The sequence below is a fragment of the Marinitoga piezophila KA3 genome, from assembly GCF_000255135.1.
In the GTDB taxonomy this organism is placed as follows: Bacteria; Thermotogota; Thermotogae; order Petrotogales; family Petrotogaceae; genus Marinitoga; species Marinitoga piezophila.
Map to the genome: position 1 here is coordinate 1,659,314 of NC_016751.1, position 16,071 is coordinate 1,675,384.

Consider the following 16,071-nt stretch of genomic DNA (forward strand, 5'->3'; position numbering starts at 1 on the left):
TGTTTTGAGAATAAATCCTGATGAACTTGAAAAGGTAATTGAGGAACGTATTAAATCATATGAATCAGGTGAAATAAAAGAAGTTGGATGGATTATCCAGGTTGGTGACGGTATTGCCAGAGCATATGGGTTAAGAGATGCAATGGCAAGTGAGCTTGTGGAAATCCATACAGATGAAGGTGAAGTAATAGATGGTATAGCCTTAAACCTTGAAGAAGATAATGTTGGTATTATTATACTTGGTGATTATAAGGTTATTAAGGAAGGAAACAAAGTTGTTAGAACAGGAAGAATTGCAGAAGTTCCTGTTGGAGAAGAATTATTAGGAAGAGTTGTTAATCCTTTGGGACAGCCTTTAGATGGAAAAGGTCCAATTAATGCTAAAAATACAAGACCAATAGAATTTAAAGCTCCAGGTGTTGTATTAAGAAAGCCTGTTGATACACCATTACAGACAGGTTTAAAAGCTATTGATACAATGATTCCTATTGGAAGAGGTCAAAGGGAATTAATTATTGGAGATAGACAAACAGGTAAAACAGCAATAGCTATAGATACAATCATTAACCAAAAAGGTAAAGGCGTTCACTGTATTTATGTTGCAGTAGGTCAGAAATCATCATCTGTTGCAAGAACAGTTGCAAAACTTGAGCAACATGGTGCAATGGAATATACAACAGTTGTTGTAGCAAGTGCAAGTGATCCAGCATCATTATTGTATCTTGCTCCATATGCAGGTTGTGCAATGGGCGAATATTTCATGTTTAATGGAAAAGATGCACTTGTTGTATATGATGACCTTTCAAAACACGCAGCAGCTTATAGGGAACTTTCATTGCTCTTGAGAAGACCACCAGGACGTGAAGCATATCCAGGTGATGTATTTTACTTGCATTCCAGATTATTGGAAAGGGCAGCAAGATTAAATGAAAAATATGGCGGAGGTTCATTAACCGCATTACCTATAATCGAAACACAGGCAAATGATGTTTCTGCATATATTCCTACAAATGTTATTTCTATTACAGATGGACAGATTTATCTTGAACCATCATTGTTCTATGCAGGACAAAGACCAGCTGTTAATGTTGGTTTATCAGTTTCAAGGGTTGGTGGTGCTGCACAGATTAAAGCTATGAAACAGGTTGCTGGTAGTTTGAGGCTTGATCTTGCACAGTACCGTGAACTTGAAGCATTTGCGCAATTTGCAACAGAACTTGATGAATCAACAAGGAAACAGTTAATCAGAGGTGAAAAGCTTTCTGAACTATTAAAACAGGGGCAATATATGCCTATGGATGTTGAAGATCAGATTGCAGTCGTATTTGCTGGTGTAAATGGATATCTTGATGATATACCAACATCAAGCATATCAAAATTTGAAAAAGAATTCTTACAATTCTTAAAATCAAATAGACCTTCTATTTTAGAAGCAATAAAAACTAAAAAGAAAATTGATGATGAACTTGAAAAAGACTTAAGAAAAGCTATTGAAGACTTTAAACAGGGTTTTCAGGCTTAAGGCGGTGAAAGGCCATGAGTCGTGGAAAACTTAGAATATTAAAACAAAGGCGTGCTTCAACGCAGTCAACTATGAAAATTACAAAAGCAATGGAAATGGTTGCTGCGGCAAAAGCCAACAAGATTGTAAAAGATATTCAGGCATTAAAAGATTATGCATATTATGCAGAAAAGGTAATAAAAAAATTATCTCCTGTTGAAGATAGTATATATACATCAAAAAAGCCTGGCACTTTAATAGTAACAGTTACACCAGATATGGGGTTGTGCGGAGCATTCCCGATGGAATTAGCGAAAGAAGCTATGAACTTAGCAAATAAAACAGAAGATTTTGTTGGTTTTGTAAATATTGGAACAAAAGGTGAAATAGAACTTAAAAAAACAGGCAAATTAATATTATCCAGAACCAAACTATACGATGTTCCTACGCAGGAAAATGCAGAATATGTTCTTGATGATATAATTGATATTATTGAAGAAAAAGGTATAGGAAAGGTTAAAGTAGTATATGGTGCATTTAAAAATGCCCTTGTCCAAAAACCTGAAATAGTTGATTTGCTTCCTGTATCTTTTGAAGGCAAAAATGAATCAAGATATGAATATGAACCAGATTCAAAAGAACTATTTGAAGAAGCTGCATATTTATATCTTTTATCAAAAATGTATATGATTTTGTATGAAACAAAGATTAGTGAATTATATGCAAGGAAAAATGCAATGCATAATGCTACAGATAATGCAAAGAACTTAATCGAAAAGCTCACATTAGCTTATAATAAAGCAAGACAGGCTTCAATTACACAGGAATTAATCGAAATAGTAAACGGAGCACAGGCATTGCAAGAAGAATAATAAGAATTTTTGGGGGTGTAATAAGTGGAAAAAAATATAGGAAAAGTAGTTAGTATCATAGGCCCCGTTGTGGATGTTAAATTTGATACAGGTAAACTTCCAGAAGTTTATAATGCACTTGAAGTTATAAATCCATATACTAATCATAAACTTGTTTTAGAGGTTGAACAATTAATTGGTGATAATACAGTTAGATGTGTTGCACTTGATTCTACAGACGGTTTAAAAAGAGGGCTTGAAGTTGTAGATACAGGAGAACCTATTAAGGTACCTGTAGGTGATGCTACACTTGGTAGAATGTTCAATCTTCTTGGTGATCCAATTGATGAAAGAGGCGATGTTAATGCAAAAGAATATTGGCCAATTCATAGGGAACCACCAACATTAAAAGAACAATCAACAGAAATTGAAATACTTGAAACAGGTATTAAGGTTATTGACCTTCTTGCACCATTCCCAAAAGGTGGTAAGATAGGTTTCTTCGGTGGTGCAGGTGTTGGTAAAACAGTTCTTGTTATGGAACTTATAAGAAATATCGCTATTGAACATAAAGGTCTTTCACTTTTTGCTGGTGTTGGAGAAAGAACCAGGGAAGGTAATGACTTATGGCTTGAAATGCAAGAATCAGGAGTTTTACCAAATACAGCTCTTGTATTCGGTCAGATGAACGAACCACCAGGAGCAAGGTTTAGAATAGCTTTAACAGCATTGACAATGGCTGAATACTTTAGAGATGTTCAGAAAAAAGATGTATTATTATTTATAGATAATATCTTCAGATTTGTTCAGGCTGGTTCGGAGGTTTCTGCTCTTTTAGGACGTATGCCATCAGCTGTTGGTTATCAACCAACACTTGCAACTGACGTTGGTCAGTTACAGGAAAGAATTACATCTACAAAAGATGGTTCTATTACATCTGTTCAGGCTGTTTATGTTCCTGCAGATGATATTACAGACCCTGCTCCAGCAACAACATTTACACATCTTGAAGCAACAATTGTTTTATCAAGGCAAATTGCAGAATTAGGTTTATATCCTGCAGTTGATCCACTTGATTCAACATCAAAGGTTCTTGATCCGGCAGTTCTTGGTGATGAACATTATAGTGTTGCTCGTGGTGTTCAACAGGTATTGCAGAGATATAAAGATTTACAGGATATTATTGCTATTCTTGGTATTGAAGAATTATCAGAAGAAGATAAACTTACAGTTCAAAGAGCAAGAAAAATACAGAGATTCTTAACTCAACCATTTTTTGTTGCAGAAAAGTTCTCTGGAATTGAAGGTCAATATGTAAAAGTTGAAGACACAGTAAAAGGATTTAAAGAAATTTTAGAAGGAAAATACGACCATATTCCTGAACAGGCATTCTATATGGTTGGTACAATAGAACAGGCATTGGAAAAGGCAAAGAATATGGGAATAAAAGTTTAAGGAGGGGGTAAAATGTTTGATTTAAAAATAGTAACCCCCAAAGGAGTAAAAACAACAATTGAAGCAGAATATGCCGAATTTACAACAATAGAAGGTGGCATGGGTGTTTTAACAAATAGATTGCCCATTGTTGCCAAATTAAAAGTAGCTCCTTTAAAGGTAAGACACAAAGATGGAAAAGAAGAAGTATTTGCTGTTCATGGCGGAATTCTTGAAATGGACGGTAAAGAGATGATAGTTCTTACCACAGCAGCCGAAAGGCCTGATGAAATAGATGTAGAGACTGCAATGAAAGCAATTGAAGCTGCAAAAGAAAAATTAAATCATGCAGAAAGTTCTGTTGAAAAAGCAAAAGTCCAGGCAGAAATTGAGAAGAACATGGTAAGAATATCAATTGCGAAAAAATAATAATAAAAGCGCGGATTAATCCGCGCTTTTATTTATTATAACCCAAAACGTTTATATATGGCGTCAATATTTCTAAGATAATAGTCAGGAGTAAATAATTTATCAAACTCTTCCTTTGAAAATAAGGAACGTATTTTTTCGTCATTCCATAATATTTCTTTAAAATCATTTCTGTTATCCCATGCTTCAAGAGCATATTTTTGAACGAATTTATAACCTTCTTCACGGCTTAACCCTTTATCAATCAAAGCTAATAACACTCTTTGCGAATAAACAAGATTATATGATCTTTGAAAGGTTTCCTTTATTCTATCCTCGTAAACAATTAAGTTTTCCATTAAATATTGTGTTTTTTTCACCATATAATATGCAATTAATGTTGCATCAGGAAGAAATACTCTTTCCACAGATGAATGAGAAATATCCCTTTCATGCCATAGTGCAATGTTTTCGTATCCTCCAACAGTATAACTTCTGAGCATTCTTGCCATACCGGTCAGTCTTTCACAGAGTATAGGATTCTTTTTGTGCGGCATTGCTGATGAACCTCTTTGTCCTTTTTTGAAAGGTTCCTGAGCTTCAAGTACTTCAGTTTTTTGTAAATGCCTTATCTCTATTGCAATTCTTTCAATTCCGGCACCAATTAAAGCAAGTGTTGAAAGAAATTCAGCATGTCTATCTCTTGGAACAACCTGTGTAGCAACAGTTTCTGGCTTTAATCCTAATTTATTAAGAGCAATTTCTTCAATTTCCGGATCAATATTTGCGTAATTTCCCACTGCACCACTTAATTTTCCAAATGAAATATTATCTATAGAATTTTTTAAACGATCAATATTTCTATTTAATTCAGCAAGATAGGAAAGCATCTTTAAACCAAAAGAAGTTGGTTCTGCATGAACACCATGAGACCTTCCTACAGTGTAAAGATATTTATATTTAACAGCATTATCTTTTAAAATATCAGCTAATGTATACATTTCTTTTAAAATTATTTCTCCAGCTCTTTTTAATCCCAAAGACCAGGCTGTATCTACTATGTCTGAAGAGGTTAATCCTTTATGAAAGAATCTTGCTTCATCACCCATTTCATCTGTTATAGATTTAATAAAGGCAATGACATCATGATCTACTACACTTTCAATTTCAAGAATTTTTTCGACATCAATAACAGCTTTTTTTCTAATTTTTTCAGCAGTACCTTTTGGTGCAATATTTTTTTCCTCAAAAGCTTCAATAACTGCTAATTCGATTTCCAGCCATCTTTTGTATTTTTCTTCTTCTGACCATAATTCCTTTAAGGGGGATAGGGAATACCTTTCAATCATTTTCTAACCTCCATATTTTAAAAAGATATTGTCATTTTTTAATTCTTCAAGATAACAGATATTCATATGGCCGGGCATTATTATAGTGGTATCTTTTTTTGATTTTATAAATTCTTTAAATATGGAAATGGATCTTTTCATCATTTTCTCATCGCCATATGGAAGGTCAGTTCTGCCAATTGAATCACTAAACATAAAATCTCCGGTAAATATAAAATTACCAAAGTCATAAATCATTGAACCAGGAGTATGTCCCGGAAAATATTTTGCAAGAAATTTTAAATTGCCAATTTTATAATAACCTTCATAAAGTGTTTCAACATTAATGTTTAATTTAAAATCAACACCAAACATATAACTTAGATTTTTAGAACTATCGTTTAAGTAACTTATTTCTTTATGTGGAACCAAAATTTTAAATCCTTTATCTTTTAGTATTTCCAGACCAGCAATATGGTCATAATGGCCATGAGTTATCAGAATATATTTTTCTGGATAATTTTCAGGATTAAAAAATTGAAATATTATATCATTTCCTTTTCCTGGATCAATTATAATCAATGTATTATCATCGTCAATAACATAAGTGTTTACGCCAAAAGGAGGAAGAATAAATAAAAATACTTTTGTATTCCCTTTTTCGTAAAAAGGTATTAAATCCATTTTACACCAACCCTCAATTTAAAATTAATTTAGGTGATAATATTTTTTATTGTTTAGAAGATTTCATCTTTCTTAACAGGCTCTTTTTTAATTCTTTCATTTCTTTCATTTTTTTCTGTGCATCTTTAAATAAATTATCAATATTCTGATTTTTGTATTCAATTAAACCGTAGCTTATTGAAATTTTGTATTTGGCATCAGTAGTAATATTAAATTTCTTTATGGCATCAACAAATCTTTTTAAAACCCGTTGAGAAATTTCCAGATTAACAAATCTTAAAACTACTACAAATTCAGAGTCTGTAAATCTGAAAACAAAATCTCTATCTCTAAATGTTTGTTTCATGATATCCACAAGATTTAAAATCATATCATTAGCTTCTTCTATTCCTAATGAATCTTTTACAAGGTAATAATTGTCGACTTCAAGATAAATAACACAGAAACTTTCCTGATTTTTAATTATTTTAGTAATTATATTCATTGCACCTTTTTTATTAAATAGCTTTGTTAAAGTATCTTTTAAAGCCATATCGTATAGTAAGTTTTTTTCTTTTTCCATTGATTCAAGTTTTCTTTTAAGATTTGAAAATTCCCTTTCTTCTTCACTTAATTTCTGCGCCAATGTTTTTGTTATATGCGAATAATATTTTATAAGAGTATCTATTTCTCTAACACCGGTATGATCATCGATTTTACCAATATTGCCATCCTCAATATTTTTTATTAAATTTGTAATAGGTTTTTCTACGCGTAAAGCATTTCTGTAACTAAATATCAGAACAATAATAGCAACAGAAAAGGTTATTATAATAAATAAAATTTCTACGATATTTTTTAAAGAAATTATTTCAGAAAAATCCATTACAACTTTTGTTAAAACAACAAAATTAAACTTTCTATTATTTATAGTTGGTGGAGACCATTTGAAGTAGATATAAGCTTTTTTCCAGTTTGATAATTCTCTTATAGTGTAATCATTAACTTTTCCAGTATTAACAGGAGAATTTTCAAAAATATTTTTCTCTTCTTTGCTTAATAAAGGAAACTTGCTTGAGAAAGGTGTATAGTTTATATTATAAGTATATATGTTTTGTATAAAATTAAAGTTCAAAACAGAAATTGTTTTAAAGAATATAGGGACAGAATTTTCATTTAACAATATTCCCAGCTCGAAAATATTTCCGTTATCTAAAGTCTTATAAGCATACATTCTTGGAAAGTTTGTTTTTACTTCAAAAGAAAGCATACTAATATATGGATCTGTTTTACTTAGCTTTTTTTGAATAAACTTCCAGTATGAAGGAATTCTTTTTGCCAAATTTAATCCAAGATCAGGTTCATAATCAGTCTCGATTATTTCTCCATTTTTATTGATAATATAATAGTTTATGTCCTTTACAAAAGGATTGTTTTTGAATTTGTTAAATTTATATTCCTGAAAAAAGTTTTTAAAATTTTCAGGATTATTTATAAATACGTCTAAAACTTCTTTTAGTATAACTTCTGTCATTTCTTCGGCTTTTAAACTATAAACATCTAGCAACGGGATTTGAGAGTTATAAAAAGAAGTGATTGAATTTAATGTTTTGGTTACTGTTGAAGTATATAATTTTTTAAAGATAATATTCATTGAAAATAGCAATAAGATTACTACAACAAGAACAATAGATATAATAATAAACAGATTTTGTTTAAATAAAATATCCCGAATACTTTTATTATTTACCCCATGAATTTTTCCCCCTACCAGAAATAATTTTTTATATACATATTATACCTTTTTTTCTATAAAAAATCAAAAGAAAATATATTTCTTCTTATTAAATTTATTACTTATCTGAAATCCTAATTTGACTTAATTTTAACAGTATTAAAGTATTTTGCAAGTATAATATAATCAGTATATATAAATCAAAATAAGAAAAAGGAGTGTTGAAAATGCAGAAAGAAGTATTATCTACAGACAAAAACGTAAAAAGATATCTTGTAAAATTTGACAAAAGCGATATTACAAAAGCAGAAGACCAGATTGTTAGAGAATTAAACCAGAGATATACATTTCATGGTTTCAGAAAAGGTAAAGTGCCTAAGAAAGTTATGAAAATCAAATTTGGTGAAGATTTTGTTGAAATGGTTAGAGAAATATTATTAGATCAGGTTGAAGAAGAATTTAGAGATGATAAGATTTTATTTGGTCCATATATTGAATCATTTGCTCTTGATAATGATTTTGCAGAAGTTGAAGTATTAGTTCACGAGCATCCTGAAATTACATCAATGAAATTTGAGGAAATGAAAGTAGAGGTCCCAACAGAAAAAGAAGTTGTAGAAAAATTTGTAGAAGAAAGAATAAAGGATTTATTAGAAGAAAATCCTATTCTTGAAGAAAAAGAAGAGCCAGCAGAGATCAATGATCTTGTAAAAGTAAAATATACAGTAGTTACAGAAGACGGAAAAGAATTATATAAAGATAAAGAAAGCGAATATGTATTATACGAAGAAGATAAAAGACCTATGGTTCAGGATCTTGTTGGAAAGAAAAAGGGAGATTACGTTGAAATAAACAGAGAATTTGAAGACAAAAAATACGTGTATAAAATCAATGTTGAAGGAGTTTATAAAAGAATAGTACCTGAATTAACAGATGAAATAGCAAAAACATTAGACAGCGAAGTAAATTCAGTTCTTGAATTAAAAGAAAAGCTCTCAAAAGAAGGAGCAGAATCATTTAAAGTATGGAAGGAAGATTATGTAAGAAATTACATATTAGCAGAATTACACAAGTATGTTGATATAGATGTATCAGAGGAAACAATAGAAGATTTTGTTGAAAAAACTCTTGAAAGAGTTAAAAATAGCGGAAAATACGATGAAGAAGTGGAAAAATACGGTGGAGAAGAAAAATATCTTGATGAATTAAAAGAACAGGCTATAAGATCAATTAAGGAAATGACAGTAATTAACAAAATTTCAGAAGATAATAATTTAAAGGTTGAAGAAAAAGAATTAAGCGAAGCTATACATTCATTTGCTCATATGTGGAGAATTCCTCATGACAAGGCAAGAGAAATTGTTTATTCAAATGCAGAAATTTTAGGAAATCTTATGTGGGATATCTTAAGCAAAAAGGTTGCAGATTTCTTAAAGGAAAAAGTAGAAATAGTTGAAGTTGAAAACTTCGAAGAAAAGCAAAAAGAAAAAGAAGAAAATACAGAAGAAAATTAATTTTATAATTGTATAATTAAATAAAACAGGGGAGAAATCCCCTGTTTTAATTACATGGTATTAATTTAAGGGAGTGATAGAATGGATATATTGAAAAATATTTCCGAAGAATTAAAAATAAAGGATTGGCAGGTAAAAAATACGGTAAATCTTTTAAATGATGGAAACACAATACCGTTTATAAGTCGTTATAGAAAAGAAGCAACAGGAAATTTAAATGAAGGAATCATAAGAAAAATTTCTGAATTATTCCAATACTATACAGATCTTGAAAAAAGAAAAGAAAGTGTTTTAAAATCAATAGAAGAGCAGGGAAAATTAACAGAAGAATTAAAAAATAAAATATTACAGGCTAAAAAACTCAGTGAAGTAGAAGATCTATATTTGCCATATAAAAAGAGAAAGAAAACAAAGGCTGATATTGCAATAGAAAATGGTTTAGAACCATTTGCAAAGAAATTACTTTCCGAGGAAATTGAAAATATTGAGCAGGAAGCTCAAAAATACATAAATGATAAAGTAAAAAGCGTTGAAGAAGTTTTTGAAGGAGTAAAATATATTATAGGTCAATATTTTGCTCATAATGAAAAAATAAGAAAAATTTTAAGAGATGACTTATTAAAATATGGAAGAATTGAATCAAATAAAAAGAAAAAGTTCATAGAAGAAAAGACAAAATACGATATGTATCATGAATTTTCTCAAGAAATAAGAAAAATACCAAATTATAGGGTTTTATCTATAAATCGTGGGGAAAAAGAAGGTGTTTTAAGCGTAAAACTCTCATTGGAAGAAAAATATATAGAAAAACTCTACAAATTCTATCTTACAAAATACGAGGAAAACAATAAAATAATAAAAGAAGGACTTGACTATGGTTTTAAAAATATGCTCTTTCCGTCTATTTCAAATGAAGTAAGAAATTTACTTACACAAAGAGCTGAAGAATCTTCAATAGAATTGTTTTCCAAGAATTTAAAGGAACTATTATTAACCCCACCGTTGAAAAACAAAAGAGTTCTTGCTATAGACCCTGGATATAGAACAGGATGTAAAGTAGTAGCTCTTGATGAATCTGGCAAATTTCTGGAAAATGCAACAATATATCCCGTTCCGCCGCAAAATGAATTTGAAAAATCAGAAAAGATAGTATTGGATTTTATAAAAAAATATAATCTAAACCTTATAGTAATTGGAAACGGAACAGCCTCAAGAGAAACACAGAGTTTTATAGTAGATGTTGTAAAAAAACATAATCTTGGTCTTAAATATATATTTGCAGATGAATCCGGAGCTTCTGTATATTCAGCATCAAAATTAGCAGCTAAGGAATTTCCAGATTTAGATGTCACAGTTAGGGGAGCCATAAGTATAGGAAGACGTATTCAGGATCCTCTTGCAGAATTTGTAAAAATAGATCCAAAATCATTGGGCGTAGGTCAATATCAGCACGATATGAATCAAAAGTTGCTAAAAGAAAAGTTAGAAAATACAGTGGAACATGTTGTGAATCTTGTTGGGGTAAATTTAAATACAGCTTCAGCAGCATTATTACAATATATTTCAGGTATTACACCAAAACTTGCGGAAAATATTGTAAAATACAGGGAAGAAAATGGATTTTTCAAAGAAAGAAAGGAATTATTAAAAGTAAAAGGATTTGGTCCTAAAGCTTTTGAACAGGCAGCAGGGTTTTTAAGAATTTTTGATGGGAATAATCCGCTTGAAGTTACAGGTATTCATCCTGAAAGTTATGAAAAAACAATACAATTATTAGAATATTTAGGTTTTAAACCAGAAGATATATTAAATTCAGAAAAATTAGAAACATTAAGAGAAAAGTTAAAAAAATATTATGGTGAAAATGAATTAAAAAAATTAGCCGAACAACTTGAAATAGGAGAATATACGCTCAAAGACATAATAACAGAATTACAAAAACCAGGCAGGGATTTAAGAGATGAATTACCTCAACCATTATTGTATGAAGACGTTTTAACCTTTGATGATTTAAAGGTTGGAATGATTTTACAGGGAAGAGTTACAAATATAACAGATTTTGGAGCATTTGTAGATTTGGGAATAAAAGAAAATGGTTTAATACACAAATCAAATATGTCTGAAAAATACATAAAACATCCTTCAGAAGTTGTGAGCATAAACCAAATAGTAAATGTAGAAATACTTGATATGGATAAAGAATTAAAAAGAATAAATTTAAAATTACGTGGCTAAAATAATAAAATAAGGCTCGAATTTTTCGAGCCTTATATATTTATTCCGAAATTATAATGTTTTTTAATATCTTCTAAAATCTCCCAGGTGCAGGATAATCCCTTTTTAAATCGTACAAGGTCACCTTTTTCAATTAAATACTCGCCGTTTTCAGTATATACTTTTACCTTACCTTCGAGGATATAGCAAACTTCAGAATCATCATAATACCAATCAAATTTTGAAGCTTCCTTTGTCCAAATTGGCCATTTTTCTACATCCAGTTTTTTTAATAAGTCTTCATCAGGATTTTTAATTATTTTTACTTCCATTTCATTATCCATCATTTTCACCACCGGATCCTTTAATTTTTTTTCAAGATTAACCATTGTTTCACCAAGTAGTTGAAAATATTCTTCTATGGATTCTTTGTCAAAATTTTTGACAAGAAAATCCTCCAGATCATCAAATGATGCATCTGGATTCTCTTCAAAAAAAGTATCAACCATTGAAATAATTTTTTCCAATCTTTCCATCGAATAACCTCACTTATTAAATCTGCATTCTCATAATTTCTTTGTAAGCCTGAACTATCTTGTTAGTAACTTCGGTTGTGAGTTTTAAAGATAAAGAAGCCTTTTCGGCAGAAATAATAACATTGTGAATGTTATCAATCTTACCAGCTGCATAATCAGCACTCATTTGTTGAGCCACCTTTTGCGTTTTGTTAACATCTTCAATAGCGTTTTTAAGGATATCTGCAAAATTGAGATTTCCCTGTTTTGTTTGATCCTTTTTTTGCGTCCGTGCTATATTATTAATTCCATTTATTCCTGAAATACCTGGTACCTTTTCAATCATTTATTGCACCTCCTAACTATGCTCCACGACCAATAGATAATGCAGAATTAAACATTGATTTTGCCGAATTCACCACAGCCACATTTGCTTCATAAGCTCTCTGTGCTGTAATTAAATCGACCATTTCACGTAAAACATTAACATTTGGATACTTTACATATCCGTTTTCGTCAGCGTCAGGATGTCCGGGATCGTAAACAAGTCTAAAAGGGCTTTTATCCTCAGCCAATTTCCCGACTTTTACGCCAGATAATTGCTCATCCTTTGTTGCTTTTTCTTTATTTAAAACCTCTTTAAAGGTTACAATCTTTCTTCGATATGGTCCACCATTTTCTGTTCTTGTGGTGTTGGCATTAGCAAGATTATTTGATATAACTTCTGATCTAAATCTTTCTGCAGTCATCCCGCTTGCTGCAATATCCATTATTTTAAATGCGTTTATATTCATTATCTAATGCCTCCTATAACTGTCTTGTAATCATTAAATCTATAATTTATTAACCTTGTTAAAGCGTTGTATTGTAAAGTATTTTCCATCATTTTTACCATTTCAACGTCAATATCAACATTGTTTCCATCTTCTCTATTGCTTCTTGATTTGTCCTCGATTATATTATAACTCACTTCATTTAAATCTGGAATATTTTTTAAGTGTTTTTGATTTGTAGTTTTAAGTTTTATTTCATTACTATCTCCAAGAGCTTTTCTTAACTCTTCTTCAAAGGAGACGTCTTTTCTTTTATAACCGGGTGTGTTATAATTAGCTATATTATGAGAATAAACTCTCTGCCTAACAGAAACTGCATCGAGAGATTTTGGTATAATATTTAATGCAAGGTCTTTTACAAACATTTTAATCGCCTCCTGAATTATAATTCTATATATACATAAAAAATCCCTAAGGAGAGAAAAATATGAAAAAAATTTTTCTTATAGGTTATTACGGTCATGGGAATCTTGGAGATGAAATGTTATTTGAATCAACATTATATCTTCTTCAAGAATCAGGTTTTATAGGAGAAATATATGTTATTTCTGATAAACCGTTAGAAAAAGAAAATTTTAAAATTACAAATGTGGAAAAGTTTGATATTCCAGGTATAATAAAAACAATAAATCAAAGTAATTTAATTATATTTGGAGGAGGGAATCTTCTTCAAACAGAGACTTCTCTTAGAAGTTTCTGGTATTATGAATTTATAATAAACATAGCAAAACATTATAAAAAAAATATAGTATTTTTTTCACAGGGATTTGGTCATTTTAAACACAAATCAGCATTAAGAAGATTACCTAAAATTCTAAAATATAAAAATCTCTATGGTATTTTAAGAGATAAAACCAGTTATAGATATGCAAAAAGATATTCTAGAAACTTTGCATATGGTGTGGATATAGGTGTTTTGAAGTATAAAAATACAATCTTTAAGCGTGATCCGCAAAAAGGTCATGTTTCTATAGTAATAAAAAACAAAAGAAACTGGTCTAAAATAGTGAAAATACTAAAAGATTTAAAAGTTGAAAGACTTACCCCTATAGTATTTAATAAATCTCAGGATTCCATACATGCATATGAGTTTTTTGAACAATTTGAAAAAGAAATAAATATGAATTTTCCAATAACAGATGAAAGTAAAATAATAGATGAAATGTTAAAATCCGAATTTGTAATTTCTGATAGATTACATGGTGGGATATTATCATTATATCTGGGAACTCCCGTGATTTTATATAAAAACAAGAAAAATTTCAGGGTATTTAAATCTATAGACTATAAATATAATCTCTTCTTTTCAAATGAGGAAGATATATTATATCCTATAGCAATGCTAAATGATTTTGATTTTGAGATTTTCCAAAGTAAATTTTTATTAATGCTAAACGCATCTCATCACGAACATCTGGATTTAATTAAAACCTTCTTATAATATTAAGAGTTTTATTTTCCGTATCCAATACCAGTATTATATTATCTGTTGGGACCTCTATATCTATAAGATAATCTCCAATCTTTAGTTTTTCATACACCTTGAGGTTTTTATCAATTACAAAAAATTCTCCTGTAATATGAGAAATAGCAAATAAAAAGTCATTTGATTTATTATAAGCAAAATCTACAATAGGAATATCCTTTAGGATATGTCTAATCTTTTTATCTTTAAAAGAATAAAAATACAATCCGCCGTAATGGGAATTACCTACAATCATATCATTGAAAATTCCTATATTCGTAAGATTTTTTCCAAATTGTGCGATCTTTTTTTGATAATTATCAGAAAATTCAAAAATTCCACCTTCAAAATATTCACCTAAATAATAATAATCATTGTATTTTACAATATCAATAGGGAACAAAATACGTTTTAAGTTTATTATAAAATCTTCTTTTGAAAGATCGAAAAGCAATTTATAAGTTTTTAAAATGTCATCCTTTTCGTTTTCATACATAGGAACCATAATGTCATCATCTATAATTGAAATAAAAGGAGCACGTACAGGGAATTTATAAAAATTATCGATTTTAAGCTTTTGCTTGTCTATTATATATAAACCATAAGGATTAATTGTAGTAATATAAAATTTATCATTTGAATATTTCATATTAATAGGTCTCGCGTAAAGCTTTAATTTCCTGCTCAAACTTCCCCATTTATTAATAACCTTTATTGAAGGGTCGCCGTTGTCTATAACATATAGATAATTATTAATATAATATCCCGCCATTGGAATTGAAAGTATTCCGTTGTCCACATACAATACAGTGTCACCATTTACATAATCTACTACTTTAGCTGTTCCACTATAATTACAAATTGTAGCATAATTCCCATAAATGTCTATATGAAAGGTTCTTTCGCCAACGGGGATCTTATCAACAACCTGAAATGTATCAGGCGAACCAAATATGTTTATACTTGCCAATAAAATTACTATAAAAATATATAAATATCTTTTCATCTTCAACCTCCTGGATAATAACATTCATCTTATAATTATACATCAAAATTTTATATTTACCAACCAAATAATATTTTATAGTTTTTTTAACTCTTAATTTTTATGTTATTTAAAATTAATCACAATATATGTATAATATAAATATATATGACAGAAAAAATCATATTTAAAACAGGAGGTATTAAATATGGAATTAGAATTAAAACATATGGGTGGAATGCAATTTGTAGCTAAGACACCTTCTGGACACGATGTAATAATAGATGCCTCGCCTGAAGTTGGAGGAGCAAATACAGGGCCAAGAGCTCTTGAATTATTCTTAGCAGGAATTGGTGGATGTACAGGAATAGATGTAGCATTGATTTTAAAGAAAATGAAAGTAAATTATAAAGATTTAAGAGTAAAATTAGAAACAGAAAGAAAAGAAGATCATCCAAAAGCATTTACAAAAATAAATATCAAATATTATTTTAAAGGAAAAGATCTTCCAATGGAAAAATTAGAAAGAGCAGTAAAATTATCTCAGGAAAAATATTGCTCTGCTTCTGCAACTGTAAAAGGTGTGGCAGAAGTTACATATGAGATAATTGTTGAGGAGGAATAA

At 29.8% G+C, this 16,071-nt stretch carries 16 protein-coding genes; 8 read left to right on the forward strand and 8 right to left on the reverse strand.

Features of this window, described 5'->3' with window-relative positions:
• The first annotated feature begins 4 nt into the window (after positions 1 to 4).
• From atpA to atpC, 4 genes are read left to right on the forward strand one after another with little or no spacing between them, the layout of a single operon-like run.
• Complete coding sequence (atpA, locus tag MARPI_RS07835) at positions 5 to 1,522, forward strand: F0F1 ATP synthase subunit alpha (protein WP_014297054.1); 1,518 nt, start codon at positions 5 to 7, stop codon at positions 1,520 to 1,522.
• Between the two features lie 14 nt (positions 1,523 to 1,536).
• Positions 1,537 to 2,373 (forward strand): ATP synthase F1 subunit gamma, encoded by an 837-nt coding sequence (gene atpG / locus MARPI_RS07840; protein ID WP_014297055.1) that lies wholly within the window; start codon positions 1,537 to 1,539, stop codon positions 2,371 to 2,373.
• Positions 2,374 to 2,397: 24 nt separating this feature from the next.
• A complete protein-coding gene (atpD, locus tag MARPI_RS07845; protein ID WP_014297056.1) occupies positions 2,398 to 3,807 on the forward strand; it encodes a F0F1 ATP synthase subunit beta in 1,410 nt (469 codons plus the stop codon).
• Positions 3,808 to 3,819: 12 nt separating this feature from the next.
• Positions 3,820 to 4,215, forward strand: coding sequence for an ATP synthase F1 subunit epsilon (gene atpC / locus MARPI_RS07850; RefSeq protein WP_014297057.1), 396 nt, complete (start codon positions 3,820 to 3,822; stop codon positions 4,213 to 4,215).
• Positions 4,216 to 4,250: 35 nt separating this feature from the next.
• Here the strand turns inward: atpC and purB are convergent, their stop codons facing one another.
• Genes purB through MARPI_RS07865 form a run of 3 tightly spaced genes read right to left on the reverse strand, consistent with a single transcriptional unit; the run spans position 4,251 to position 7,851 of the window.
• Positions 4,251 to 5,543 carry an adenylosuccinate lyase gene (gene purB / locus MARPI_RS07855; protein WP_014297058.1) on the reverse strand — a complete coding sequence of 431 codons (1,293 nt, stop codon included), beginning with the start codon at positions 5,541 to 5,543 and terminating at the stop codon, positions 4,251 to 4,253.
• Positions 5,544 to 5,546: 3 nt separating this feature from the next.
• A complete protein-coding gene (locus MARPI_RS07860) occupies positions 5,547 to 6,206 on the reverse strand; it encodes an MBL fold metallo-hydrolase (protein ID WP_014297059.1) in 660 nt (219 codons plus the stop codon).
• 46 nt (positions 6,207 to 6,252) lie between these two features.
• Entirely contained in the window at positions 6,253 to 7,851 is a 1,599-nt protein-coding gene (locus MARPI_RS07865; RefSeq protein ID WP_041638575.1) for a GGDEF domain-containing protein, read from the reverse strand.
• A 296-nt stretch (positions 7,852 to 8,147) separates the two neighbouring features.
• Between MARPI_RS07865 and tig the strand changes: the two genes are divergently transcribed.
• The gene (tig, locus tag MARPI_RS07870; RefSeq protein ID WP_014297061.1) at positions 8,148 to 9,434 is read left to right on the forward strand and encodes a trigger factor; all 1,287 of its coding nucleotides are present in this window, start codon (positions 8,148 to 8,150) and stop codon (positions 9,432 to 9,434) included.
• 81 nt (positions 9,435 to 9,515) lie between these two features.
• Entirely contained in the window at positions 9,516 to 11,669 is a 2,154-nt protein-coding gene (locus MARPI_RS07875) for a Tex family protein (RefSeq protein ID WP_014297062.1), read from the forward strand.
• 32 nt (positions 11,670 to 11,701) lie between these two features.
• Here MARPI_RS07875 and MARPI_RS11190 read toward each other — a convergent pair whose 3' ends face one another.
• Genes MARPI_RS11190 through flgB form a run of 4 tightly spaced genes read right to left on the reverse strand, consistent with a single transcriptional unit; the run spans position 11,702 to position 13,361 of the window.
• Positions 11,702 to 12,184 (reverse strand): cupin domain-containing protein, encoded by a 483-nt coding sequence (locus tag MARPI_RS11190; RefSeq protein ID WP_014297063.1) that lies wholly within the window; start codon positions 12,182 to 12,184, stop codon positions 11,702 to 11,704.
• 16 nt (positions 12,185 to 12,200) lie between these two features.
• Positions 12,201 to 12,509, reverse strand: a complete 309-nt coding sequence (gene fliE / locus MARPI_RS07885; protein WP_014297064.1) for a flagellar hook-basal body complex protein FliE — start codon at positions 12,507 to 12,509, stop codon at positions 12,201 to 12,203.
• 16 nt (positions 12,510 to 12,525) lie between these two features.
• A complete protein-coding gene (gene flgC, locus MARPI_RS07890) occupies positions 12,526 to 12,951 on the reverse strand; it encodes a flagellar basal body rod protein FlgC (protein WP_041639029.1) in 426 nt (141 codons plus the stop codon).
• A gap of 5 nt (positions 12,952 to 12,956) precedes the next feature.
• Entirely contained in the window at positions 12,957 to 13,361 is a 405-nt protein-coding gene (flgB, locus tag MARPI_RS07895) for a flagellar basal body rod protein FlgB (protein WP_014297066.1), read from the reverse strand.
• A 62-nt stretch (positions 13,362 to 13,423) separates the two neighbouring features.
• Here flgB and MARPI_RS07900 point away from each other — a divergent pair, with 62 nt between their 5' ends.
• Positions 13,424 to 14,437, forward strand: a complete 1,014-nt coding sequence (locus MARPI_RS07900) for a polysaccharide pyruvyl transferase family protein (protein WP_014297067.1) — start codon at positions 13,424 to 13,426, stop codon at positions 14,435 to 14,437.
• On the opposite strand, the gene MARPI_RS07905 is transcribed toward MARPI_RS07900, so the two are convergent.
• Complete coding sequence (locus MARPI_RS07905) at positions 14,421 to 15,467, reverse strand: hypothetical protein (RefSeq protein WP_014297068.1); 1,047 nt, start codon at positions 15,465 to 15,467, stop codon at positions 14,421 to 14,423. The two genes, MARPI_RS07900 and MARPI_RS07905, sit on opposite strands and share 17 nt — an antisense overlap.
• Positions 15,468 to 15,654: 187 nt before the next feature.
• Between MARPI_RS07905 and MARPI_RS07910 the strand changes: the two genes are divergently transcribed.
• Complete coding sequence (locus MARPI_RS07910) at positions 15,655 to 16,071, forward strand: OsmC family protein (RefSeq protein WP_014297069.1); 417 nt, start codon at positions 15,655 to 15,657, stop codon at positions 16,069 to 16,071.

Excerpts from the sequence above, each read along its gene's own strand:
- atpG (WP_014297055.1), top strand. The coding sequence starts at position 1,537 with ATGAGTCGTGGAAAACTTAGAATATTAAAACAAAGGCGTGCTTCAACG.
- atpC (WP_014297057.1), top strand. The coding sequence starts at position 3,820 with ATGTTTGATTTAAAAATAGTAACCCCCAAAGGAGTAAAAACAACAATT.
- purB (WP_014297058.1), bottom strand. The coding sequence starts at position 5,543 with ATGATTGAAAGGTATTCCCTATCCCCCTTAAAGGAATTATGGTCAGAA.
- MARPI_RS07860 (WP_014297059.1), bottom strand. The coding sequence starts at position 6,206 with ATGGATTTAATACCTTTTTACGAAAAAGGGAATACAAAAGTATTTTTA.
- tig (WP_014297061.1), top strand. The coding sequence starts at position 8,148 with ATGCAGAAAGAAGTATTATCTACAGACAAAAACGTAAAAAGATATCTT.
- MARPI_RS07875 (WP_014297062.1), top strand. The coding sequence starts at position 9,516 with ATGGATATATTGAAAAATATTTCCGAAGAATTAAAAATAAAGGATTGG.
- MARPI_RS11190 (WP_014297063.1), bottom strand. The coding sequence starts at position 12,184 with ATGGAAAGATTGGAAAAAATTATTTCAATGGTTGATACTTTTTTTGAA.
- fliE (WP_014297064.1), bottom strand. The coding sequence starts at position 12,509 with ATGATTGAAAAGGTACCAGGTATTTCAGGAATAAATGGAATTAATAAT.
- flgB (WP_014297066.1), bottom strand. The coding sequence starts at position 13,361 with ATGTTTGTAAAAGACCTTGCATTAAATATTATACCAAAATCTCTCGAT.
- MARPI_RS07900 (WP_014297067.1), top strand. The coding sequence starts at position 13,424 with ATGAAAAAAATTTTTCTTATAGGTTATTACGGTCATGGGAATCTTGGA.
- MARPI_RS07905 (WP_014297068.1), bottom strand. The coding sequence starts at position 15,467 with ATGAAAAGATATTTATATATTTTTATAGTAATTTTATTGGCAAGTATA.
- MARPI_RS07910 (WP_014297069.1), top strand. The coding sequence starts at position 15,655 with ATGGAATTAGAATTAAAACATATGGGTGGAATGCAATTTGTAGCTAAG.